This window comes from Advenella kashmirensis W13003, from assembly GCF_000506985.1.
In the GTDB taxonomy this organism is placed as follows: Bacteria; Pseudomonadota; Gammaproteobacteria; order Burkholderiales; family Burkholderiaceae_B; genus Advenella; species Advenella kashmirensis_A.
In genome coordinates, this window is record NZ_KI650981.1 from 64,375 (window position 1) to 88,537 (window position 24,163).

Below are 24,163 nucleotides of genomic sequence, written 5' to 3' on the forward strand. Positions count from 1 at the left end.
CTCGTCGACTGTCCCCCTGAACAGGCACGGACGGTCATCAGACCGGAAACGTATGGGCCTGTACCAGTGCTTCCGCGATCTGTCCCATTCGGCGTTGCGTCTGCATGGCTTTTTTGCGCAGCATCCGATAGGCTTCGTCTTCACCGATGCCATGCTGCTTCATGAGGATCCCCTTTGCTTTTTCAATGATCTGTCTTTGGGCCAGGCGTTGTTTTGCGTCGACCAGTTCGCGGCGGCGCGAATGGTCCAGGGCAAAGCGCTCGATGGCAACGTTCAACAGGGACAGCATGCGCGACGACGGCACCTCGCCGACCACATAAGCGGCCACACCGGCCCGGATGGACGCCTGCATGAAGGCGCGGTCATTATCATTGGTGAACATGACCACGGGCAGGGCGCTGTTGTGCGATGTCATGCACAGGCCTTCCAGCGTGTCGCGGCACGATGCATCTGCACTGACCAGTACCACATCCGGCCTGATGCCCGCCAGGGCCGCAGCAAAGTCGGCCAACGGCGAAATCTCGGCAATCACGTGGATACCGGCAGCGCGCAGGGTGTTGCGCAGCGTGTCATCCTGCTCGTCACGAATCAACATTACGTTCAGCATATTTTCTGTCCTCTTGCGTAGACCTAAGCAAAAGGCATGCCGGATTCGCTCACCCTGGCGTCGGCGCAACATGCCCATTTTGAGTGCGCGCACGCCTTGCCGGATGAGCACATGCGCTGCGGCACGAATGTGTGCACTGTTCTAGTGCGCTCACATGGGATTCATCTCTTCCTGGTCATCTGTGGCAAGGCCCGCGTATGGCGCTGCGTCCTTTGAATACGCGGCATTGCGAAATGTATTCTGGTAGTTGGCATGTATATTGCTTTAGTCTTCGTGAAGGCCAATGGCGGTCGTCATCCATGACAGCATTCAGGACAACGGCGTCCTGCAGATACGCGTAACAGCGTGTCCGCAGGACGCCTTTTATTTTGGGGTAATGATGAACAGTCGGAAAAAGACGGATGTGACGGGAAACGTGGTGGGTACGCCCGCTTCAGCTGATACGGCGCAAGACGCCATTGCGTTGGGCAGTGTGCATCGGCGGCAATGGATGCTGTCGATGGCGCGGACAGCAGCGGGCATCGGAGCGCTGGGGATAGCTGACCCGTTCCTGCGGGGTGGGGCCTGGGCCGCAGGCTCGGATGCGCCGGAAAAAACCGAAGTGAAGATCGGCTTCATCCCGCTGACCGATTGCGCTTCGGTAATCATGGCCGCAGAACTGGGTATAGACAAAAAATACGGCGTCAAAATCATCCCCAGTAAGGAAGCCTCATGGGCGGGCGTGCGCGACAAGCTGATCAGCGGCAACCTGGATTGTGCCCATGCCCTGTACGGGATGATTTATGGTCTCCAGGTCGGCATAGGCGGCCCGAAGACCGACATGGCCGTGCTGATGGGATTGAATCAGAACGGGCAGGGCATTACTCTATCGCGGCAACTGAATGAACAAGGTGTGACCGATGGCGCATCGCTCAGGAAAGTCATGGCCACGCTGGATCGGCAACTGACATTTGCCCAGACCTTTCCCACCAGCACCCATGCCATGTGGCTTTATTACTGGCTGGCTGCGAACGGCATTCATCCCTTGCGCGATGCCCGGGTCATTACGGTTCCGCCCCCGCAGATGGTCGCCAATATGATGATCGGCAATATGGACGGCTATTGTGTCGGCGAGCCATGGAACGCCCGCGCAGTCATCGACAAAATTGGCTTTACCGCCGTAACGACGCAGGAGATCTGGCAGGATCATCCCGAGAAAGTGCTGGGTACTACGGCAAGATTTGCCGATCAGTATCCCAATACCGCCAGGGCGGTGACTGCAGCCATTCTGGAGGCGGGCAAGTGGATAGACAGCTCGCCGGCCAATATCGAGAAGACGGCGCGGGTGATTGCCGCCAAATCCTATGTCAATACGCAGGTCGATGTGATCCTCGACCGCATGCTGGGTAAATATGACAACGGAATCGGCAAGACAGGCGACAGCGCACATCCCATGCGTTTCTTTGGTGACGGCGCTGCAACTTTTCCTTATCTGAGTGACGGGACGTGGTTTCTGACGCAACAGAAACGGTGGGGATTGCTCGAATCCCATCCGGACTACGCAGCAGTGGCGCGTGCAGTCAACCGTATCGATATATACAAAGCGGCCGCTCAGGCCAGTGGCACACCTGTGCCCGCGAACGAGACCCGCTCGTCCACATTGATAGACGGCATTGTGTGGGACGGCAGCAATCCTGCAGCATACGCGGACGCGTTTGCAATTCACGCCTGAATCGGGAGAGAAGGATGAACACAGCAACCAGAACCGCCACGATCAATCCAATGACCGCAGGTACGCTGGCCGCGCAGCTGGGGCGCTTGGGATACCCATTGATCGGGCTTATTTCAGTTGTCATTATCTGGGAGGCAATTGCAGGAAAAATTCCCGGCATTCCTACCCCCTATGACACGTTGCTCGCGGCAATTGTGTTGTTTGAAGACCCGTTTTATCGCAATGGTCCGAATGATGTGGGAATCGGGTGGAACGTGCTCGCCTCACTGTGGCGCGTGGGAGTCGGCTTCGGGCTGGCCGCACTGGTCGGCATTCCGGCAGGATTCGTTATCGGTCGCTATGCACCGGTACGTAAAATGGCGGCGCCGGTGATCAGCCTGCTACGCCCGGTGTCGCCGTTGGCATGGCTGCCATTGGGCCTGCTGTTGTTCAAGGCAGCAGAGCCCGCGGCCATCTGGGCTATCTTCATCTGTTCCATCTGGCCGATGATCATCAATACGGCGGACGGGGTCGCACGCGTGCCTTCAGACTATTTGAACATCGCTCGTGTGCTGAATTTATCCGAACGCAAGGTATTAACCAGCATTCTTGTGCCGTCAGTCCTGCCTTATGTTCTGACCGGGGTACGCCTGTCCATCGGGACTGCCTGGCTGGTCATCGTGGCAGCGGAAATGCTGACCGGCGGTACCGGGATCGGTTTCTGGCTTTGGGATGAATGGAACAACCTGAATGTGCAGCACATCATTATCGCGATTGTCATTATCGGCCTGGTGGGCATGTTGCTGGATGCGGCCTTGCTTGCGCTGGCCAGACGTTTTGCATTTGCCGAGGAGTAATTCATGGAAAAGTATGTTGCCGTCGAATCAGTCAGCCAGGTATTCAATACTGCCAGGGGACCGTTTACGGCGCTGGACAATATCAATCTTGCCATCCGCAAGGGCGAATTCGTATCGCTGATCGGTCACTCAGGTTGCGGTAAATCCACGTTATTGAACCTGATCGCTGGCCTGGCCAGCCCGAGCGCAGGCGTGCTCATTTGTGATCAGCGTGAAATCGCCGGGCCGGGACCGGATCGCGCCATGGTCTTTCAGAATCACTCGCTGCTGCCGTGGTTTACCTGCTTTCAGAATGTATATCTGGCAGTCGAGCGTGTTTATGGCGCGAACGAAAGCCGCGCGCAACTGCGCGAACGGACTGCTGCTGCGCTGGAACTGGTAGACCTGGCCCATGCCAGCGGCAAATACCCTCGCGAAATTTCAGGTGGCATGAAGCAGCGCGTGGGCATTGCCCGTGCCCTGGCCATCGAACCGAAAGTGTTGTTAATGGACGAGCCCTTTGGCGCGCTTGATGCGCTGACCCGCGCGCACTTGCAGGATGCCCTGTTGCGGATTGTCAAACGTACGCAAAGCACGGTTGTGATGGTGACCCATGATGTGGATGAAGCCGTGTTGCTGTCCGACAGGATTGTCATGCTGACCAACGGACCGGCGGCCACCATCGGCGATATTCTCCGCATCAGTCTGCCGGCGCGGCGCGATCGTGTTGCGTTGGCTGCCGATCCGCGCTATCTGCAATACCGGGCTGCGGTGATGGCATTTTTGCATCAGCGGTATTCAAATCCCGAACAGGGAGGGCGTCTTGCGCTGGTCGGGGCAGAACAGGCAAAGTCTGAACAGGATTGCGCGAACGTAGCGTAGTCCGACTCGCGTCAATCACAAACGAAAACAGGCAATATCATGAAAAAACGCAAATTGGTTCTGATCGGCAACGGAATGGCAGGGGTTCGCACCATCGAAGAGTTGCTTAAACTCGATGATCAGCTTTACGACATTACCATCATCGGCAGCGAGGCCTATCCCAATTACAACCGCATTCTGCTGTCGCCCGTCCTGACCGGTGAACAGACGATCCAGGACATTATCCTGAACGATCTATCCTGGTACGAAAGCAACGGAATCAACCTGTTGATGAACCAGTCGGTGGTCAACATTGATCGTGTGCGTCGGCAAGTACATACGCATGACGGAACGAAGGTCCCTTACGATCGCCTGCTGCTGGCGACCGGGTCCAATCCTTTTGTGCTGCCCGTGGACGGCCATGCGCTGGAAGGGGTGGTCACATTTCGCGATATCCATGATGTGAATGTGATGATCGAAGCGGCCGGTGTGCGCCGTCGCGCGGTGGTGATCGGGGGTGGACTGCTGGGGCTGGAGGCCGCCAATGGGCTGGCCGTTCGCGGAATGGAGGTAACGGTGGTGCACCTGGGTAACGCACTGCTGGATCGCCAATTGGATGGGCCGGCAGCAGCCATGTTGCGCAAAAGCCTGGAGGGCCGGGGCTTGCGGTTTTTGATGGCGCATCAGACAAGTGTCATCGTCGATGATGGGCACGGTCGCGTCGGCGCGATCCGTTTCTCCAATGGACATGAACTGCAGACTGACCTGGTCGTCATGGCGGTCGGCATACGACCCAATTTTGCGCTCGCGCAAAAGGCGGGCCTGCATGTGGACCGCGGGATCGTAGTCAGCGATACCATGCAAACCTACGACCCCAGTATTTATGCAGTGGGTGAATGTGTCAGCCACCGTGGAACGGCTTATGGTCTGGTTGCTCCGCTGTTTGAACAGGCCAAGGTCGCGGCCAATCACCTGGCTATGCACGGTATTGCACGCTACGAAGGCAGTGTGACTTCGACCAAACTGAAGGTCACCGGTATCGATGTGTTTTCTGCCGGCGATTTTATCGGCAATGCAAATACGGAATGTATTACGCTTGCGGATCCCGAGGGTGGCGTATACAAAAAACTGGTCGTGCAGGACGACAAACTGGTCGGCGCCTGCCTTTACGGAGACACGGCAGACGGCGCATGGTATTTCAGGCTGATCCGGGAAAGCAAGTCCATACACGAAATTCGGGATCAATTGATGTTCGGCGAAGGTGCTGTCGGCGATGCCGGGCACGCAGGTGAAAATACCGTCGCGGGCATGGCGGACAGCGTGGAGGTCTGCGGCTGCAATGGCGTATGCAAGGGAACCATCGTCAAGGCAATACGGGAGCAGGGTCTGTTTACCGTCGACGATGTCAGAAAGCACACCAAGGCATCCAGTTCCTGCGGCTCCTGCACGGGTCTGGTGGAACAGATCCTGATCAACTGCGTCGGGGGCGCAGCCGATGTCAAGCCCAAATCGGCCAAACCCATTTGCGGTTGCACCGATGTGACACATGGGCAGGCCCGCAAGGTCATCCGCGAACAGCATTTGACGACGATTGCAGATGCCATGCATTTTATGGAGTGGCGTACCACGGACGGCTGCGCAACCTGCCGGCCGGCGCTCAATTATTATCTGCTGTCGACCTGGCCGGGAGAAGCGCGGGATGATGGCGCATCCCGCCTCGTCAACGAACGCATGCATGCCAATATCCAGAAGGACGGCACGTATTCTGTCGTTCCTCGTATCTGGGGCGGTGTGACCAATTCGGCGGAGTTAAGGCGTATTGCAGATGTGGCTGACAAGTATGCGATTCCCATGGTCAAGGTGACCGGCGGTCAGCGCATCGACTTGCTGGGCGTACGCAAGGAAGATCTGACCGGTGTCTGGAAAGATTTGGATATGCCCTCGGGGCATGCTTATGGCAAGAGTCTGCGTACGGTGAAAACCTGCGTGGGCAGCGAGTTCTGTCGCTTTGGTACGCAGGACTCAACGGGCATGGGCATCGCCCTTGAAAAAGACCTGGTCGGCATGTGGAGCCCGCATAAGGTCAAGCTGGCGGTCTCTGGTTGCCCGCGCAACTGCTCCGAATCCGGGATCAAGGATGTGGGCATTATTGCAGTCGATTCCGGCTGGGAAATCTATGTTGGCGGCAATGGCGGCATTAAAACGGAAGTCGCACAGTTCTTTGTCAAGGTGCCCACGCACGACGAGGTGCTGGAGTATTGCGGTGCCTTTCTTCAGCTCTATCGGGAAGAGGCCTTTTATCTGGAACGCACGGTGCATTATCTGGCGCGCGTCGGTCTGGATCATGCAAAAGAACAGGTCATCGCCAATGCCGATAATCGGCGTGCCCTTTACGCTCGCCTGCGCTTTGCCTTGTCTTTTGAACAGGACCCGTGGCAGGACCGTGTGGAAAAGCGTATATCCGCTCCCGAATTTGAAACCCTGAATGTCTGAGGTCACGATGAAAGTCTGCGAAAAATGGACGCCTGTGTGCGCCGTCAATGATATCCCTGCACGCGGGGCCCGGGTTGTACGCCGTCAGGGGCACGACGATATTGCTGTTTTCAGAAGCGGGGAAGGTCGCGTGTATGCGATCGCCGATCGCTGCCCGCACAAGGGTGGCCCCTTGTCTGCCGGCCTGGTGCATGGCGCGGCGGTGACGTGCCCGTTACACAGCATGGTGATTGATCTGGCGACGGGGCAGGTGCAGGCGCCCGATGAGGGATGCGTCAACACGATTGCGGTGAAAATTGAGCATGACCAGGTGTGCCTGGATCTGGAAGCGAGGTAGGGATCATGGATGCCCCGTCGCCGCTTCAGTTCATTCGTGATATGCCGGATGAAATACGGGTTACGCGCTCGATTTGCTGCTATTGCGGCACCGGCTGCGGGGTGCGTGTGCGCAGCAAGGGTGAGCAGGTGATCTCTGTTGAAGGCGATCCCGATCATCCGTCCAATATGGGGCGGTTGTGCAGCAAGGGATCTGCGCTGGCAGAAACAGTCCGACGTGACACGAGTCGGGTGTTGCGTGCCCGCGTGCGCGACAGAGTAACAGGCGCATACCGGGAGCTCGCATTGTCCGACGCGTTTGACCTGGCAGCGGAAACGATAGTCGATACTGTGCGTGAGCACGGGCCGGATGCCATGGGTTTCTATCTGTCGGGCCAGCTCCTGACCGAAGACTATGCCATTTTCAATAAAATGGCGCGCGCTTTGATCGGAACCAATAACATTGACACCAATTCCCGCCTGTGCATGTCCAGTGCCGTGGCGGGCTACAAAATGACGCTGGGCGCCGATGCGCCGCCCGCCAGCTACGAGGACATCGAGCTGGCCGATACCGTGCTGATTGCCGGCTCCAATATGGCCTATGCTCATCCTGTCCTGTTCCAGCGGCTGATGCGGGCCCGGCAGGCACGACCGCATATGAAAATCATTGTGATCGACCCGCGCAATACCGATACTGCACAGGCTGCCGATCTGCATCTGGCCGTGACGCCCGGGGGCGATGTGGCATTGTTTCACGCAATGCTCAACGTGATGGTCTGGGAGGGCCTGCTGGACCAGGACTACATTGCACAGTCTACGGACGGGTTCGCTGCGCTGAAAGAGCGAATTCGCGAATTTACGCCGGCCGCAGCCCAGGATGTATGTGGTATTGCCGCAGACGATATTGTGACGGCGGCGCGATGGTTTGCGCAAAGCCCTGCTACCCTGTCGCTGTATACCATGGGATTGAACCAATCCAGCAGTGGAACCGCCAAGAATATGGCGCTCATTCATCTGCATCTGGCGACGGGGCAATTGGGGCGGCCCGGCTCCGGCCCGTTTTCTCTGACAGGACAGCCCAATGCCATGGGCGGACGGGAGGCGGGCGCCATGGCGACACTGCTGCCGGGCCACCGGGATCCGGCCAGTGCCGTTCACCGCAATGAGGTGGCCGCCCTGTGGGGCGTCGATTGCCTGCCCGACGCGCCCGGCGTGCCCGCGATTGCCATGTTCGATGCGCTGCTGGACAAGCGCATCCGGGTGTTATGGATCGCGGCAACCAACCCCGCCCAGTCGCTGCCCGATCAGAACCGCGTTCGCAAAGCGCTGCAGCAGGCGGACTTTGTCATCGTGCAGGAGGCCTTTGCCGATGCGGAAACACTGGCGTTCGCCGACCTGATCCTGCCGGCAGCGACATGGCCGGAAAAAAGCGGCACGATGACCAATTCGGAGCGGCGCATCAGCCGTGTACGGGCGGCCGTGCCAGCACCGGGCGAGGCGCTCTCAGACTGGAAAATCGTGCAACAGGTGGCGCGCCGGGTCGCGCAAAAATGGGCGCCACACAAGGCGGCGCTTTTCGAGTATCAGGCTGAAGCCGATATTTTTGCCGAGCATGCCCGTCTGACCGCTGGTCGGGACCTGGATTACAGCACGCTTGATTACCCGCTGCTGGAGAAAACGGGTCCGGTACAGTGGCCCTACCGAAACGAGGGTACGGTGCGCCTTTACAGCGAGGGCCGGTTCCCCACCGGCAACGGGCGCGCACACTTCATTGACGTGGGCTTTAATGCGCCGGCCGAAACGATCTCGGCACATTTTCCGCTACGCCTGACGACCGGCCGCCTGCGCGATCACTGGCATACGATGACACGCACCGGCTTGTCAGCAACACTGATCCGTCATGTGGAGGAACCCGCTATTTACCTGCATCCGTCGGACATGGCGCGCTACCGTCTGGCAGATCAGGCCCTGACCCGGGTCAAGTCCCGTCGCGGGCAAATAGTATTGCCGGTGCAGGCAGATGATTCACTTACCCCAGGCTGCGCCTTCCTGCCCATGCATTGGGGAAGCCGTGCGATGGGCGGCGGCGGAATCAATGTACTCACACATGGCGCGACCGATCCATATTCCTTCCAGCCGGAACTGAAGCATTGCGTGATTGCAGTGAACGCTTTTCGGCCGCAATGGGAGGCGGTGGCGTGGATTCGGGGCGACGCCGCCGCACTGCAGCGCACCCTGTCTGGCTGGCTGGACGAATTTGACTACGCCGTTGCCGTACCAGTGGCAACGGGCGGCGGTGGGCTTCGCCTGCGGTTCGCCGCCAGCACAACGCCCGCGTCTGCGCAACTTGAACGTCTGCTGATTCAACTGGGCATTGCCGATACGGATGTGAGTTTCGACGATCCGGCACGCGGCATTTATCGGCGCGTTCGCTGCCAGGATGCCGGCGTGACCGTTTATTTACTGGCGGGCGCCGGCCTGGGCGCCGAAGCGGCGCTCAATCACTGGGCCGACACCGGTGTGCGGCCTGAACCGCTGCTGGCTGTGCTGATGGGCAAGTCAACGCTCACCCCGCGTACGCGGACGGTGTGTGCCTGCAACAACGTGACCGATCAGGCCATCATCGATGGCATCCGCCGCGGCCTGGATCTGCCCGCCCTGAAACAGACGCTCAATTGCGGCACCGGTTGCGGGTCCTGTGTCGTGCAAATCAACCGCATGATCAGCCAGTACGCTGGCACGGAGGCATGATGACGATTTCTTCCAGTCAAACGAATAATACGGTGGCCGCAGGCAAAGTGTGGCTGGTCGGCGCCGGCCCCGGCGACGCGGAACTGCTGACGCTCAAAGCCTATCGCACCTTGCAGAGTGTGGATGTCTGGCTGGTCGATGATCTGGTCAGCGACGACATTCTGGCACTGGCGCCCACACATGTCCGCATCGTGCCGGTAGGCAAGCGTGGTGGCTGCGTGTCTACGGCACAAGGGTTTATTCTGCGTCTGATGGCGCGCTATGCCCAATCAGGTTTGCAGGTTGCCAGGGTCAAGGGAGGAGACCCTTTTATTTTCGGCCGTGGCGGAGAAGAGCTGGCGTGGCTGCGGGATCGAGGCATCGCAGTTGAGGCGGTGGGCGGAATGACGGCAGGACTGGCGGCGGCCAGCGCCTTGGGCCTGCCTCTGACGCATCGCGAAGTGGCGCGTGGCGTGGCTTTTGTGACGGTGCATACTGCCGATGGCACCACCCATGACTGGCAGACCCTGGCGCGCAGCGGGCTGACGCTGGTGTGCTATATGGGCATGGCCAGAAAGGAACAATTGCAATGGGAGATGCTGCAAGGCGGTTTTGCCGCCGACCTGCCGGTCGCTGTTGTTGAGCGCGTGACCTGCCGGAATGAACGCAGTCTGGTGACAACCGTGGGTGCCATGGCGGCAGATATCAGCGCGGCGGGACTGGGCAGTCCGGCGCTGTTGATTATTGGCAAGGCGGTGGCGCATCGGGTGTCGATGCAACGGGGATCGGCGCAACCAGGATGTACGGTGTCAGGCGTGGCCGAAGCGGTTGAGATACTTGCGGTATAACACCCAATCCGGTCCCGCCGTGTTGATAAATCGTCAGAAGTGCATAACGGAATAAACAAGAATTGGCATATTCAGATCCATCCAAATGCCTGCCCGATCCGCAGTGATATTGAGGCCAGAACGATACCGATGACTGTACGAATGATCCAAATGACAATCAGGCGAATTAGATTCAGAGGAATCCGTGTCGCCAGCATGCAAGGAATGCTTCCGGAGAAAAATATAATACTGCTTACGGATACCACAGCTGCGATATATCGAATGCTCAGATCGGTATTCTTCAATAAAATGGCCGGTAGAAACATTTCTGCCAGGCCAGAGGCCAGCGCGTCGCTGTATTGCGTCATATGTTCAAAGCCGGTCAACCATAAGGCGGGCTTTAAAACAATCCCTATGACATCAAAGACGAAGGTATATTTGGCGAGGATAAGACCAATAAAGCCAATCGCCAAAATAGACGGAGCCACAATTGCAGCCATGTTCACGCCATCTTTAAAATCGGATAGAAACAGCTTATGCCAGGGTGGGAGTTGATCGTAATGGCGTTGTGTTGCCTCAATAGCTTCGACGAGCCGATTTTCCGGTTTGGGTTGATCAACACGGTTCTTCGCATCATTGCTCAGCCCTCTTATGGGAGGCAAATGTGCACAAATCGCCGTGATGGCAAAGGTGACGATCAGTGTCGACCAAAAGTAAAAATTCCAATGATCGATCAGGCCCAGTGTTTTTGCCACGACCAGCATGAACGTTGCCGATACGGTAGAAAAGCCGGTTGCGATAATGGTGGCTTCTCGCAGCGAATATTTTCCGGACCAATATACTCTGTCTGTGATTAACAATCCGATCGAATAGCTCCCGACAAATGACGCAACCGCATCAATGGCAGAGGTGCCGGGGGTTTTGAATACCGGGCGCATGAAGGGTTCCAGGAATACGCCAATAAATTCCATCAATCCGAAACCAACCAAAAATGTCAGCGCCAATGCGCCGATTGGAATCAGGATGCCTACCGATAAGGACAGCTTTTCAAATAAAAAGGGGAGCATATCGGCTTGCATGGCCCATTCTGGCGCTATCCCGAACAAGTAGGCTACACCGAGCAACAAACCAAATCCTTTAAACAATGTAAATATCTTCTCGCTGGTGGATGCTTTGAATCTGCCGTTCAGGAACGGACCCAGCACGCCGTAGACCATAAGCAGCATCAATAACACCAGAGCTATCGGTCTCAAGTTTTTAATTAAATAGCCGCTGGCATGGTCGACCAGGATGGTGGATTTGCCCGCCAGGGTAATGGGCACAAAAAACAAAAAAATGCCTATTGCGCTTAGAATAAAAATTTTTGTAATGGTTGAATAATTGGTTCCTGAAGTCTGTTCCGTCATAAAGCACCCTTGCTAAAAAACCGGACCCCTTCTGATTCACTCATAGAAGGGGTCTGCATTTTTGCCCGTTATTTGATCATTGGCAGGTTTAACCCCTGTTCTGTAGCACAACGAATGGCCAGGTCATAGCCGGCATCGGCGTGACGCATGACTCCCGTAGCGGGATCGTTATGCAATACCCGACCGATACGTGCAGCTGCCTCCGTTGTCCCGTCACATACGATGACGACGCCCGCATGTTGAGAAAAGCCCATGCCCACACCGCCTCCATGGTGCAGGCTCACCCAGGTCGCACCGCTCGCGGTATTGAGTAAGGCATTCAGCAGCGGCCAGTCCGATACGGCATCGGATCCATCGCGCATGCTCTCGGTCTCACGGTTAGGGCTCGCGACGGAACCGGAGTCCAGGTGATCCCGGCCAATGACAATCGGGGCTTTCAATTCGCCGTTTTTTACCATCTCGTTAAATGCAAGTCCCAGGCGTGCCCGGTCCTTAAGGCCTACCCAGCAAATACGTGCAGGCAGTCCCTGGAAGGCAATCCGCTCTTTAGCCATATCCAGCCAGTGGTGAAGATGGGCATCATGGGGGATGAGCTCTTTCACTTTCTGATCTGTTTTGTAAATGTCATCGGGATCACCTGATAGCGCGACCCAGCGGAATGGACCAATTCCCTGGCAAAACAGTGGGCGAATATAGGCGGGTACAAAGCCAGGGAAGTCAAAGGCATTTTCGACTCCCATTTCTTCGGCCATTTGGCGAATATTGTTTCCATAGTCGAATGTAGCAGCGCCGCATTTCTGAAATTGCAGCATCGCACTCACTTGTTTTGCCATACTCTGTTTGGCTGGCAGCGTAATGCTATCCGGTGCGTGTTGCTGGGCACTTTTCCACTGCTCCAGCGTCCAGCCTGAAGGCAGATAACCATGAACAGGATCGTGTGCGCTCGTTTGGTCAGTGACCACGTCAGGTGTGATATTGCGTGCGACTAGTTCAGCATAAATATCCGCCGCATTGCCTAAAAGACCGACAGATACGGGCCGGCCTGTGCGACGGGCCTCGTCTACCATGGCCAGTGCTTCATCCAGACGGGTTGCTTTTTTGTCGCAATACCGTGTCTGAATACGAAAATCAATACGCGACGAATCGCACTCCACAGCAATCATACTGAACCCGGCCATGGTGGCAGCCAGGGGCTGTGCGCCGCCCATACCACCCAACCCACCTGTCAATACCCAGCGACCTTTTGCGTCGCCATCAAAATGCTGTTTGGCGACCGCGACAAAAGTTTCGTATGTTCCTTGTACGATTCCCTGGGAAGCGATATAAATCCATGAACCAGCGGTCATTTGACCGTACATCATCAACCCTTTTTTATCCAGCTCATTGAAGTGGTCCCAGTTCGCCCAATGCGGGACAAGGTTGGAGTTGGCGATGAGTACGCGTGGCGCGTCGTTGTGTGTCTGAAATACTCCGACCGGCTTGCCTGATTGCACCAGCAATGTCTGGTCTGCATCCAGGTTTTTAAGTACATCGAGAATTCTGTCGTAACATTCCCAATCGCGGGCCGCCCGGCCAATGCCTCCGTATACAACGAGTCTGTCCGGATGCTCGGCGACATCCGGGTCCAGATTGTTCTGGATCATGCGCCAGGCTGCTTCGGTTTGCCAGTTCTTGCAATTTAACGTGGCCCCGCGAGGCGCTTTGATTTTTCTTGAGTGATCAACACGAGTGGTCATTTTTTCTCCTATACAACATTGAAGTAAAAGCCGTTACGTGAGTTAAGCCAGGGTTGATTTCCCTTTGAAGTAACGCTGTTTCAAAAAATTCTGTCCTTGTTCGTAAACAATGTCGGCAGGGTCCTGCGTCTGCCAGACCAGTAAATCTGCCTGATATCCCGGGGCGATACGCCCGATTCGGTCTGCCCGGTTCAGGGCAAGGGCAGCATGGTATGTCACACCAGCCCAGACTTCCTCGACAGTCAGTCCAAATTGAACGCAGGCCATATTCATTGCCCAGCGCAGACTGGCGAAGGGAGCCGTGCCGGGGTTAAAGTCGGTCGCTACGGCAATTGGGACGTGATGTTCGCGGAGTAAGTCAACCGGAGGTTTTTGTGTTTCGCCAAGAAAATAAAAGGCAAAAGGAAGCAGGACTGCAACAGTACCTGCCCGTTGCAATGCGTTAACGCCCTCAGAATCCAGGTATTCAAGATGATCTGCAGACAGGCCATGGAAGGCCGTGACCAATTGGGTGCCCCCCGAATTGCTAAGTTGCTCGGTATGGCCTTTCACGGGAAAGCCCAGGGCGCGTGCCGTTACAAAAACGCGACGTGTTTGCTCCAGATTAAATCCGACCGTTTCGCAAAAAACGTCGACACTCTCAAAGGCCTTTTCCCGCGCCAGAGTGGGGATGATTTCAGTGCATATCAGGTTGATAAAGTCGTCAGGCCGGTTTTTATATTCAGGGGGCAAGGTATGAGCACATAGTAGTGTTTTGACGATTTCGACAGGAAATTTTGTCTGGAGCAGATCCATCACCTGCAGTTGCTTGCGCTCATGTTCCAAAGACAGTCCGTATCCTGTTTTGGATTCCAGAGTCGTCACGCCTTCACTCATTAAGTTGCGCAGGCGAGGGACCGCGGCGCGCAGGAGTTCGTCTTCAGTTGCCTGGCGTGTTGCGCGCACGGTGCTGTTAATTCCACCCCCCTGTTCGGCAATGTCCTGATAAGAAACACCACGTTGTCGTTGACTCCACTCCGCAGCACGATTGCCTCCGAATACAAGGTGTGTGTGGCAATCAATCAGTCCGGGTGTGACAAGTTGTCCTTGTACGTCAATACGGGCAACGTCATCAGGATGAGATGGTCCGGTCGCAGAGGGGAGCACCGAGCGGATCAAGCCGTTTTCGATATGAACATCGTGTAAATCCCTTACGGAAAACCGCCCCTCCTGCCATGTTGCAATTTTTGCTCGTTCCAGTACAAAAGAATTATGAGTAGACAAATGCATTGCAAATTAATTTAAATGTGTATACATTTGGTATTTTATGTTTTATCGGCAAAGGATCAATTAGTGACTTCCCTGATTTAGACTGTAAACGAAACTTGAGCCACCAAGGGGGTGGCTCATTCATGTTCTGGCTCTCAGGCTGCAGACAATTTTATTTTGCAGAAGCAAGATATCGTGAATGCATTTTATAGCGTCCGCCTACTGCAAATAAATTCGCGTGGCTGATGAGCTGGTCTTTTGACCAAGTCCGGCGGGAGATACGCAGGCAGGCCTGGGATGGATTGATTTGCAATAGTTGTGCGATCGATTCATCGACATTTACGGCTTCTATACTTTGCTCAATTTCGCTTAAGGGATAATGGTCCAAAAGGTATGCTGTCGCTGTTTTTTTTGTAAAGTCCTGCCGGAGAAACTGTTTGGCATAGTCCGCCTTGACATAGCGCTGCTCCAGTAGGGTGGGCACATCATTGTCAAAGTGAAGGACTTCCAGATAGGCTACAGAATGCCCTGCGGGAATGCCCAACCACCATGCCGCGTCCCCATAAATGGTTCGGTATTCCTGATGAATAATTTCGGCGTGGTAGTGTCCACCGTTATTCTTTATTTCTTCATGCAGGTCGACAATATCCATAATGGGAACTTCAGTTTGCCGGGGTGTGACAAATGTTCCCAGCCCGGCGGTTCTGGTCAATATCCCCTGTTCTCGCAAGAGGGTAATGGCTTTGTTGGCAGTCATCCGGCTGACATTGAACTGATGCGCGAGTTCAACTTCGGTTGGGACTTGATCGCCCGCACCCAGCACGCCCTGATCGATCAGGCCGCGGATATATGTTTCCATTTGACGGTAAACAGGTTGGTGTTTTTTCGGCGCGCTTCTGGACATTGGAATTGTCTTTACATTCAAACGAGTGTTGACATTATAAATGAGTGAGCTAAATAAAAGCGCGGGTGCGTGTGCTTGAGGTACGCCTGCTTGATTAAGGGCAGTGATTGCAGACTTGCGAAAAAGACGGAGTGACATATTGGATCAAACCGCATTCACTGACATCGGGTAAAACTGCAGAATATCTGCGCTGTGCTGATGGGCAGTGCAGACGGTAAAAGGGCCCGACCGAAGCCGGGCCCTGCCTGATAAGGAGGATACGATGAAGAAGATCGTATTACAACTTATCCTGGTCAGCATAGTGCTGGTGATGCTTTTGTATAGCACGCCAGCTTACTGATCAGGGACCGGTGGGTCTCCCCCCCACCGATTTCGGGTTTCAATTTACTTAATCGTGATGGTTATGTCAATACCGTATTTTCCGGGTCATCAAGTCAGAAGAAATGAATGATTCTCAGAGTATCTTCATGCGAAGAATCTGTACGAATTGATCCATTCAATCAACTCATGCATCTACTTTTCAGAATCAAGGCGTCACACCGGGCGGCTGGTCTGATCGCGTCGAACACGCGATCGGTATACGGTTATTACGAGGGGATCAAATGGATCACAGGCTATCCTCAGACCCTGAACGGAAAGGCAGAATATTTGTACTGTGCTGATGGGCAGTACAGACGGTAAAAGGGCCCGACCGAAGCCGGGCCCTGCCTGATAAGGAGATTGCGATGAACAAGATCGCTTTACAACTTATCCTGACCGGTATAGTGCTGGTGGCGCTTTTGTATAGCACGCCAGCTTACTGATCAGGGACCGGTGGGTACGGCCCCACCGGTTTCAGGTTTCAATTTACTTAATCGTGACCGTTATGTCAACATCGTATTTTCCGAAGTTGACCGATCGCGCTCGCCTTGGCTACCTGAGCAAGGGTTCCCTGAACCCTCGCTTTCTTACAGAAAAAATGCCTCAGGTTTTGTGATAAAGTTCGGCGCCTTTTTTCATGAACTCAATGGATTTCTCCTGCATGCCCTGATGCAAGGCCTTGTCTGTCGACAGTCCCTGTTGCTGCGCATATTCCCGTACGTCCTGCGTAATTTTCATACTGCAGAAATGCGGTCCGCACATGGAACAGAAATGCGCCACTTTCATGGAATCCTTGGGCAGGGTTTCGTCGTGAAACTCCTTGGCCGTATCGGGGTCCAGACCCAAATTGAATTGATCATCCCAGCGGAACTCGAAACGGGCCTTGGACAGTGCATTGTCGCGTATTGCCGCCCCAGGATGGCCCTTGGCCAGATCGGCGGCGTGCGCGGCGATCTTGTACGTAATAATCCCGTCCTTGACGTCTTTTTTGTTTGGTAATCCCAAATGCTCCTTGGGCGTGACATAGCACAACATGGCGGTACCGTACCAGCCGATCAGCGCAGCGCCGATGCCGGACGTAATATGGTCATAGCCGGGTGCGATGTCGGTCGTGAGCGGGCCGAGCGTATAGAAGGGCGCCTCGTCGCAGTGCTCCAGCTGCAGGTCCATGTTCTCCTTGATCATTTGCATGGGTACGTGACCCGGACCTTCGATCATGACCTGTACGTCGTGTTTCCACGCGACTTTGGTCAGTTCGCCCAGTGTTTTGAGTTCAGCAAACTGGGCCTCGTCGTTGGCGTCGTAACCGGAACCGGGACGCAGGCCGTCGCCCAGCGAAAAGCTGACATCATAGGCTTTCATGATGTCGCAGATGTCTTCGAAATGCGTATAAAGGAAACTCTCTTCGTGATGGGCCAGACACCATTTGGCCATGATGGAACCGCCCCGTGACACAATGCCGGTCATGCGGTCTGCTGTCATGGGGATGAAGGGCAGTCGAACGCCGGCATGGATGGTGAAGTAGTCCACCCCCTGTTCGGCCTGTTCGATTAGGGTGTCGCGGAAAATCTCCCAGGTCAGTTCCTCGGCCTTGCCATCGACTTTCTCCAGTGCCTGATAAATCGGTACAGTGCCGATAGGCACGGGCGAGTTACGGATGATCCACTCGCGTGTTTCGTGAATATGTTTGCCGGTGGACAGGTCCATGACGGTGTCGCCACCCCAGCGGATGGCCCAGGTCATTTTCTCGACTTCTTCATTGATGCTGGAACCCAGCGCCGAGTTGCCGATATTGGCGTTGATCTTGACCAGAAAATTGCGGCCGATGGCCATTGGTTCGATTTCCGGATGGTTGATATTGGCCGGAATAATGGCGCGTCCGCGTGCGATTTCGTCGCGCACGAATTCGGGGGTGATCTTCTTCGGAATGGCGGCGCCAAAGGATTGGCCGGGGTGCTGGCGCAGGATGCGTGTTGCCAGTTTTTCTCCACCGGGTCCGCTTTGGCGAACGCTTTCAATATATTGCTCGATGCGCATGTTTTCGCGGATGGCCACGTATTCCATTTCAGGCGTGATAATGCCTTTGCGCGCGTAATGCATTTGCGTGACATTGCGTCCTGCCAGTGCTCTGCGTGGTGGGCGTTGCAGTTCAAACCGCATGGCCGTCAATTTCGGATCGGCCAGACGCTCCTGGCCATAGACACTGCTGGGGCCCGCCAATACCTCGGTGTCCTGGCGCTCGTCGATCCATGCGCGCCGCACTTCCGGCAGACCCTTGCGAATATCGATGGACACCTCGGGATCGGAATAGGGACCGCTGGTATCGTACACCGTCAGAGGTGGATTGGTTTCTCCGCCGAACAGCGTGGGCGTATCGTCCTGGCTGATTTCGCGAAAAGGCACGCGAATGTCGGGACGGGAGCCCTGTTCATAGATTTTGCGTGATTGGGGAAGGGCCTGGATGGCGGCCGAATCAACCTGTGCCGTGGCGGCCAGGAATTTTGGGTTTGCACTCATGTTTGCTCCAAAACAATTGAAATTGGAGCCGAATACGGGACAGCCTTCGTGTAGACGAATGATCTCCCAGCATCGGCATTATCCGTACTGGTACAAAGGGACTCTCTCAACCACGCCGACGGCGCAGTACCCCTGCTTGAACCCCGAAGTATAGGAGCTTATACGGATCCAGACAAGTCAATCCGGTGGATCCAGAGATGATGTAGCTGTTTTTGGACTGTTATCTGCGAGCCATTGGTCGAGTGATTGGGCTGCGGGAATTTATGTTGTAATGCAGCAATATCAGGCGGCGTGAGGCAGTTTTGCTGTCGCTTCATTGATGAGATTGGTGTAGCCGATAACGCCGGTTTCGTGCTGTTGCGCAGCAACTTCGCCAATGATGAACAGCGCGGGTGCGGCCGCCTGCGAAGCCAGCACATCCAGATCGGTGAGTGAACCGGTGTAGACTTTTTGCGACGTACGCGTAGCATGACTGATAACGGCGACCGGCGTTTCAGGCGAGCGACCGCGTTGCGTCAGTTCGCGGGTGATCTTCGCTGCGTTTACCGTGCCCATATAAACAACCACCGTCTGGCGCGGGCGGGCCAGGGTCTCCCAGTCTATGGCGTTCTCGTCACGACAGGTATGGCCGGTAACAAACAGGACCGATTGGGCATGATCGCGATGGGTCAGGGGAATGCCGGCACTGGCTGATGCGCCCAGTGCAGCAGTAATGCCGGGTACAACCCGACAGGGGATACCCTGGCTGGCGACGGCCTGCATTTCTTCGCCGCCGCGACCGAAAATAAACGGATCCCCACCTTTGAGACGTACCACCCGCAGTCCCTTTTTGGCGTGTTCAATGAGCAGGTTGTTGATATCCTGCTGTGGAACCGAGTGATGGCCGCCACGTTTGCCTACCGGCACACGCTCGGCATCGCGGCGAATCAGCGACATAATTTCATCTGAAATAAGCGCATCATGAAAGACAATGTCGGCCTGCTGGATGGCCTGCAGGGCGTTGAGCGTAAGCAGGCCCGGGTCACCAGGTCCCGCGCCGACCAGGGTCACTTCACCATGTTGGGGAACGCCCTGCGCCAGTTGTTCGCGCAGCAGCGCTTCGGCGCCCGAAATGTCGCCTGCCAGCGCTGCACCGGCGAAACGGCTGCCAAACAGAGTCTCCCAAAAACGTCGCCGCTCCGAAATTGAACCCAGCTGTTTTTTGACGGCACTGCGCCAGCGGCCGGCGATGTCGGCCATATTGCCAAATTGCTGGGGAATGAGTGTTTCGAGTTGCTGCCGCAATTGCCGGATCAGGACGGGAGCCGTGCCATTGCTGCTAATGGCGATTTGCACCGGTGAGCGATCGATTACCGATGGAACGATATAAGAGCAAAGCTGTGGGTTATCCACGACGTTGACCAGCTTTTTGCGCGCTTCGGCTGCGTCCGATACTGTCTGGTTGACGCTGGCGTCATCCGTGGCTGCGACGGCGAGAAAAACATCATCGAGCCAGGCGGCCTCAAATGCGCTTCCCCGCAGCAGCATCTTGCCTTCTTCCACCCATGATTGCAGTTGTGGTGTAAGCGCAGGGGCACCCAGGTGGACACAGGCGCCGGCGTTCAGCAGCGCATGTGTTTTGCGCTCAGCGACTGTGCCGCCGCCAATCACCAGGACGGCACGCCCTGCCAGATTGGCAAATAAGGGAAAGGTCTGCATAAAATTCAAATGAAATAGGAAAGGTCGGTTATATCGTTATTACAAGTGTAATCGTAGCGTTTTTACAAATAATGAAAAAATATATATCTGCTTATAGCTTACTACTTTGAGTTATAAATCCCATTTTATCGTCTCTGCGCGCCTTATATAGATAGCGGTAATGTGGACATGACATATCTGTTGTTCGTGCAGTGCGCAATCATTGCTAGGATGAAGTCCGTATAAATACGTATAAATAGTAAACCAATGAGTGGCAAGCCGCGCAGGATGCGGATCTGATGATCCCAATGCTGTTGTGAGTATTGTCCGTGCGCAGGGAAATTAGACATATGAGTTATCCACCACTATCGGGATTACCGATAAATTCGGATACGCTTTCCGAATTACAGAAAAACCTCTCGGGGTTGAACCCGCTACAGACAGCCTGGTTGTCCGGCTATTTGTGGGCGCGCAGCCAGCAAATGGAGTTGCTGCCGGCGGCTGCCGGCACAGCAGCATCGGCACCTGCCGCGGCAGAGGCGCTGGCTCCCGTTTTGATTCTGTCCGCCTCTCAGACAGGCAACGCCCGTCGTGTTGCGCAGACATTACTGGAGAAGCTGACGGCAGCAGGGGTTGCGGCGGTTCTGAAAAACGCGGGGGACTACAAGAGTCGCCAGCTTGCTTCCGAGCGCCTGGTGCTGATCGTGGCCTCGACGCAGGGAGATGGCGAGCCGCCCGAAGAGGCACTGACCTTGCACAAGGCACTGTTCGGCAAGAAGCCGCCCGAGGTCAAGTCATTGCAGTTTGCCGTGCTGTCGCTGGGCGACAGCTCGTACCCTGACTTTTGCCAGGCAGGCAAGGATTTCGATTCCCAGCTGGCGCAACTGGGCGCGCAGCGCCTGTTCGATCGAGTTGATTGCGATCTGGATTTTCAGGCATCTGCGGATGAGTGGGTGGAAAAAGCAGTCGCGTGGCTGGTGGAGCACGAAAGCCGCAATGCGCCTGCCGCTGATGCGGCAACCTCTGTTCAGGCGCTGATCAGCGAGCCTCAGGTCCACGAGCAGATCTACACGCGCGAGAAACCTTTTACTGCGACGATTCTGACCAATCAGAAAATCACCAGCCGGCAATCGCAGAAAGATGTACGCCATCTGGAGTTTGATCTGGGTGACTCCGGCATTCGCTATCAACCCGGAGATGCACTGGGCGTCTGGTTTAAAAATGATCCTGCTTTGGTCGACTCGATCCTCTCTTGCGTCAGTCTGGAGGGCAGTGAAATGGTGACGCTGGCCGATGGTACCGCACTGGAGATTCGTGATGCGCTGAGCAGCCATCTGGAAATTACCCAGAATACGCCAGCGTTCGTCAAGGGCTATGCCCAGATCGCGCAGGATCAGGATCTGCTTGATCTGGTTGCCGACAGTAAATTGCTCCAGGACTATATCGCAAATACGCCGATTGACGTCGTGCTCAGGCGGGCGCCGACAGCCTTGACGGCCGATCAGTTGCACGGGCTTTTGCGTCCGCTTACGCCACGCCTGTATTCGATCGCGTCCGCACAGGAGGAGGTGGGTGAGGAAGTGCACATTACCGTCGGGCTGGTCGAGTACGAACAGGATGCGAAACAGTATCTCGGTGGCGCGTCCGGTTACCTTAATCGACGGCTTGAGTCAGGCGATGAAGTAGACATTTTTATCGAACCGTCGGCGCATTTTCGCATGCCGCAGGATCCTGCAACGCCGATCGTGATGATCGGCGCCGGTACCGGTATTGCACCGTTTCGCGCATTCATGCAGAAACGCGACGCCAATGACGAGGCCGGAGAGAGCTGGCTGATTTTTGGCAATCAGTCATTCAAAGATGATTTTTTATATCAGCTCGAATGGCAGCAACTGGCCAAATCCAACCGACTGTCGCGCTACAGCTTTGCCTGGTCGCGCGACCAGAATGAAAAAATATACGTACAACACAAGCTGCTGAAGGAAGGTGCGCAACTGTGGCAATGGCTGCAGAACGGGGCTCATCTGTATGTGTGTGGTGATGCCAGCCGCATGGCCAGGGATGTCGAGGCGGCCCTGCTGGAGGTCGTTGCAAGGGAAGGCGGCCTGAGCGCCGATGATGCCGATGCCTATCTGGACGAATTGCGCGAATCGCACCGCTACCAGCGCGACGTGTATTGAGGATTAATGATGAGTGAAATCAAAGCACCGGCGGGCAAACTGTCGGATAACGAGCGCCTCAAAGGCAACAGCAACTATTTGCGCGGCACGATTGCCGAAGATCTGCAGGATCCGCTGACCGGCGGTTTCAGGGGGGATAATTTTAATATTATCCGTTTTCACGGAATGTACGAGCAGGACGACCGTGATATTCGTGCAGAGCGTATTGAGCAGAAACTGGAGCCATTGAAAAATGTCATGTTACGCTGTCGCATGCCGGGTGGGGTGATTACACCCGCGCAATGGCTGGGGATTGACGAGTTCGCCTCCAGCCACACCATGTATGGCAGTATTCGCATCACCAACCGCCAGACGTTCCAGTATCACGGCGTGCTCAAACATAATATCAAGCCTGTGCATCAATGGCTGCATCAGCTTGGCCTGGACTCGATCGCCACGGCCGGCGACGTCAATCGCAATGTGCTCTGTACATCGAATCCGGTCGAGTCGCAATTGCATAGGCAGGCCTGGGAATGGGCGAAAAAAATATCCGAACATTTGCTGCCAAAAACCCAGGCGTATGCGGAGATCTGGCTCGACGGCGAGAAAGTGCAAAGTACCGATACCGATACGCTGGAGCCGATTCTGGGCAAAAGCTATTTACCGCGCAAATTCAAAACCACGGTTGTTATTCCCCCGCAAAATGATGTGGATCTGCATGCCAATGATTTGAATTTCATTGCCATTCAGGAGGATGGAGAACTGATCGGATTCAACGTGTTGATTGGCGGTGGTTTGTCCATGGAGCACGGCAATACGGCGACCTTTCCCACCACGGCCTACGAGTTTGGTTTTGTGCCGCTTGAGAAAACCCTGGATACGGCTGCAGCCGTGGTCACGGCGCAGCGCGATCTGGGCAACCGCAGCGATCGCAAGGCCGCCAAGACACGCTATACCATTTTGCGGGTGGGTCTGGAGGCGTTCAAGTCGGAAGTGGAAAAGCGCATGGGGTTCTCCTTTGAGCCAATTCGTCCCTATGAGTTTACCGACAGGGGAGATCGCATCGGCTGGGTTCATGGCATCGATAAAAACTGGCACCTGACCTTGTTCATTGAGAACGGGCGCGTGCTCGACTATCCGGATAAAGCGCTGAAGACCGGCTTGCGCGAGATTGCACGCATTCACAAAGGTGATTTTCGTCTGACTGCCAATCAGAATCTGATCGTGGCGAATGTGGCGCAGCGCGACAAGGCAAAAATTGAGAAGCTGGCGCGCGATCATGGCCTGATCAGCGACAGTGTTACTTTACAGCGACAAAATTCCATGGCCTGCGTGGCATTGCCAACCTGTCCGCTGGCCATGGCTGAAGCCGAACGCTTTTTGCCCGCTTTTATCGATCATATTGATGCGATTATGGCGCGTCATGGGCTGACAGATGATTTTATTATCACGCGTGTGACGGGCTGCCCGAATGGCTGTGGACGAGCCATGCTTGCCGAGGTGGGGCTGGTCGGAAAAGCGGTCGGCCGATATAACCTGCACCTGGGTGGCAACCGGATCGGCACACGGATTCCTCGTTTGTATAAGGAAAATATTACCGAAGAGCAGATTCTTGAGATTCTGGATGAGCAGATCGGTCAATGGGCGCAGGCGCGTCATACAGACGAAGGGTTCGGTGATTTTCTGATTCGGACCGGTGTGGTCAAGCCGGTGATCAATCCGTCGGTGGATTTTCATGACGCCAGCAAAGTGCCGGATGAAACCGTAGAGGCGTAAGAAGGGCTGGCTGGTTGATAT

16 protein-coding genes are annotated in these 24,163 nt (G+C 55.5%); 9 read left to right on the plus strand and 7 right to left on the minus strand.

Features of this window, described 5'->3' with window-relative positions; all coding sequences use genetic code 11:
* Nucleotides 1-37: 37 nt before the first annotated feature.
* Entirely contained in the window at nucleotides 38-607 is a 570-nt protein-coding gene (locus W822_RS39895; RefSeq protein ID WP_024006340.1) for an ANTAR domain-containing response regulator, read from the minus strand.
* A 490-nt stretch (nucleotides 608-1,097) separates the two neighbouring features.
* Here W822_RS39895 and W822_RS39900 point away from each other — a divergent pair, with 490 nt between their 5' ends.
* From W822_RS39900 to cobA, 7 genes are read left to right on the plus strand one after another with little or no spacing between them, the layout of a single operon-like run.
* Nucleotides 1,098-2,318, plus strand: a complete 1,221-nt coding sequence (locus tag W822_RS39900) for a CmpA/NrtA family ABC transporter substrate-binding protein (RefSeq protein ID WP_051401824.1) — start codon at nucleotides 1,098-1,100, stop codon at nucleotides 2,316-2,318.
* A 50-nt stretch (nucleotides 2,319-2,368) separates the two neighbouring features.
* Nucleotides 2,369-3,154, plus strand: coding sequence for a nitrate ABC transporter permease (ntrB, locus tag W822_RS39905; RefSeq protein ID WP_034280799.1), 786 nt, complete (start codon nucleotides 2,369-2,371; stop codon nucleotides 3,152-3,154).
* Nucleotides 3,155-3,157: 3 nt separating this feature from the next.
* Nucleotides 3,158-4,015, plus strand: a complete 858-nt coding sequence (locus W822_RS39910) for an ABC transporter ATP-binding protein (RefSeq protein WP_024006343.1) — start codon at nucleotides 3,158-3,160, stop codon at nucleotides 4,013-4,015.
* 39 nt (nucleotides 4,016-4,054) lie between these two features.
* Complete coding sequence (nirB, locus tag W822_RS39915; RefSeq protein ID WP_024006344.1) at nucleotides 4,055-6,487, plus strand: nitrite reductase large subunit NirB; 2,433 nt, start codon at nucleotides 4,055-4,057, stop codon at nucleotides 6,485-6,487.
* Entirely contained in the window at nucleotides 6,480-6,824 is a 345-nt protein-coding gene (gene nirD / locus W822_RS39920; RefSeq protein WP_024006345.1) for a nitrite reductase small subunit NirD, read from the plus strand. Before nirB ends, nirD begins: the two co-directional genes overlap by 8 nt.
* 5 nt (nucleotides 6,825-6,829) lie before the next feature.
* Complete coding sequence (locus W822_RS39925; RefSeq protein WP_031243204.1) at nucleotides 6,830-9,553, plus strand: nitrate reductase; 2,724 nt, start codon at nucleotides 6,830-6,832, stop codon at nucleotides 9,551-9,553.
* The gene (cobA, locus tag W822_RS39930) at nucleotides 9,550-10,380 is read left to right on the plus strand and encodes a uroporphyrinogen-III C-methyltransferase (protein ID WP_216593319.1); all 831 of its coding nucleotides are present in this window, start codon (nucleotides 9,550-9,552) and stop codon (nucleotides 10,378-10,380) included. The genes W822_RS39925 and cobA overlap by 4 nt, the downstream gene beginning before the upstream one ends.
* Before the next feature lie 71 nt (nucleotides 10,381-10,451).
* On the opposite strand, the gene W822_RS39935 is transcribed toward cobA, so the two are convergent.
* The 6 genes from W822_RS39935 to cysG form a co-directional block, all read right to left on the minus strand.
* On the minus strand, nucleotides 10,452-11,765 hold the full coding sequence (locus W822_RS39935) for a YjiH family protein (protein WP_024006348.1): 1,314 nt from the start codon (nucleotides 11,763-11,765) through the stop codon (nucleotides 10,452-10,454).
* A gap of 68 nt (nucleotides 11,766-11,833) precedes the next feature.
* A complete protein-coding gene (gene hutU / locus W822_RS39940) occupies nucleotides 11,834-13,501 on the minus strand; it encodes a urocanate hydratase (protein ID WP_024006349.1) in 1,668 nt (555 codons plus the stop codon).
* Between the two features lie 42 nt (nucleotides 13,502-13,543).
* Nucleotides 13,544-14,764, minus strand: coding sequence for an imidazolonepropionase (hutI, locus tag W822_RS39945; RefSeq protein WP_216593320.1), 1,221 nt, complete (start codon nucleotides 14,762-14,764; stop codon nucleotides 13,544-13,546).
* A gap of 157 nt (nucleotides 14,765-14,921) precedes the next feature.
* Complete coding sequence (locus tag W822_RS39950; protein WP_081724428.1) at nucleotides 14,922-15,791, minus strand: UTRA domain-containing protein; 870 nt, start codon at nucleotides 15,789-15,791, stop codon at nucleotides 14,922-14,924.
* Between the two features lie 825 nt (nucleotides 15,792-16,616).
* Nucleotides 16,617-18,530 (minus strand): phosphomethylpyrimidine synthase ThiC, encoded by a 1,914-nt coding sequence (gene thiC, locus W822_RS39955; protein WP_024006352.1) that lies wholly within the window; start codon nucleotides 18,528-18,530, stop codon nucleotides 16,617-16,619.
* Nucleotides 18,531-18,812: 282 nt separating this feature from the next.
* Nucleotides 18,813-20,228, minus strand: coding sequence for a siroheme synthase CysG (gene cysG / locus W822_RS39960; RefSeq protein ID WP_024006353.1), 1,416 nt, complete (start codon nucleotides 20,226-20,228; stop codon nucleotides 18,813-18,815).
* Nucleotides 20,229-20,557: 329 nt separating this feature from the next.
* Between cysG and W822_RS39965 the strand changes: the two genes are divergently transcribed.
* Nucleotides 20,558-22,387, plus strand: a complete 1,830-nt coding sequence (locus W822_RS39965) for an assimilatory sulfite reductase (NADPH) flavoprotein subunit (protein ID WP_024006354.1) — start codon at nucleotides 20,558-20,560, stop codon at nucleotides 22,385-22,387.
* 9 nt (nucleotides 22,388-22,396) lie between these two features.
* Complete coding sequence (cysI, locus tag W822_RS39970) at nucleotides 22,397-24,142, plus strand: assimilatory sulfite reductase (NADPH) hemoprotein subunit (RefSeq protein WP_024006355.1); 1,746 nt, start codon at nucleotides 22,397-22,399, stop codon at nucleotides 24,140-24,142.
* Nucleotides 24,143-24,163: the final 21 nt, after the last annotated feature.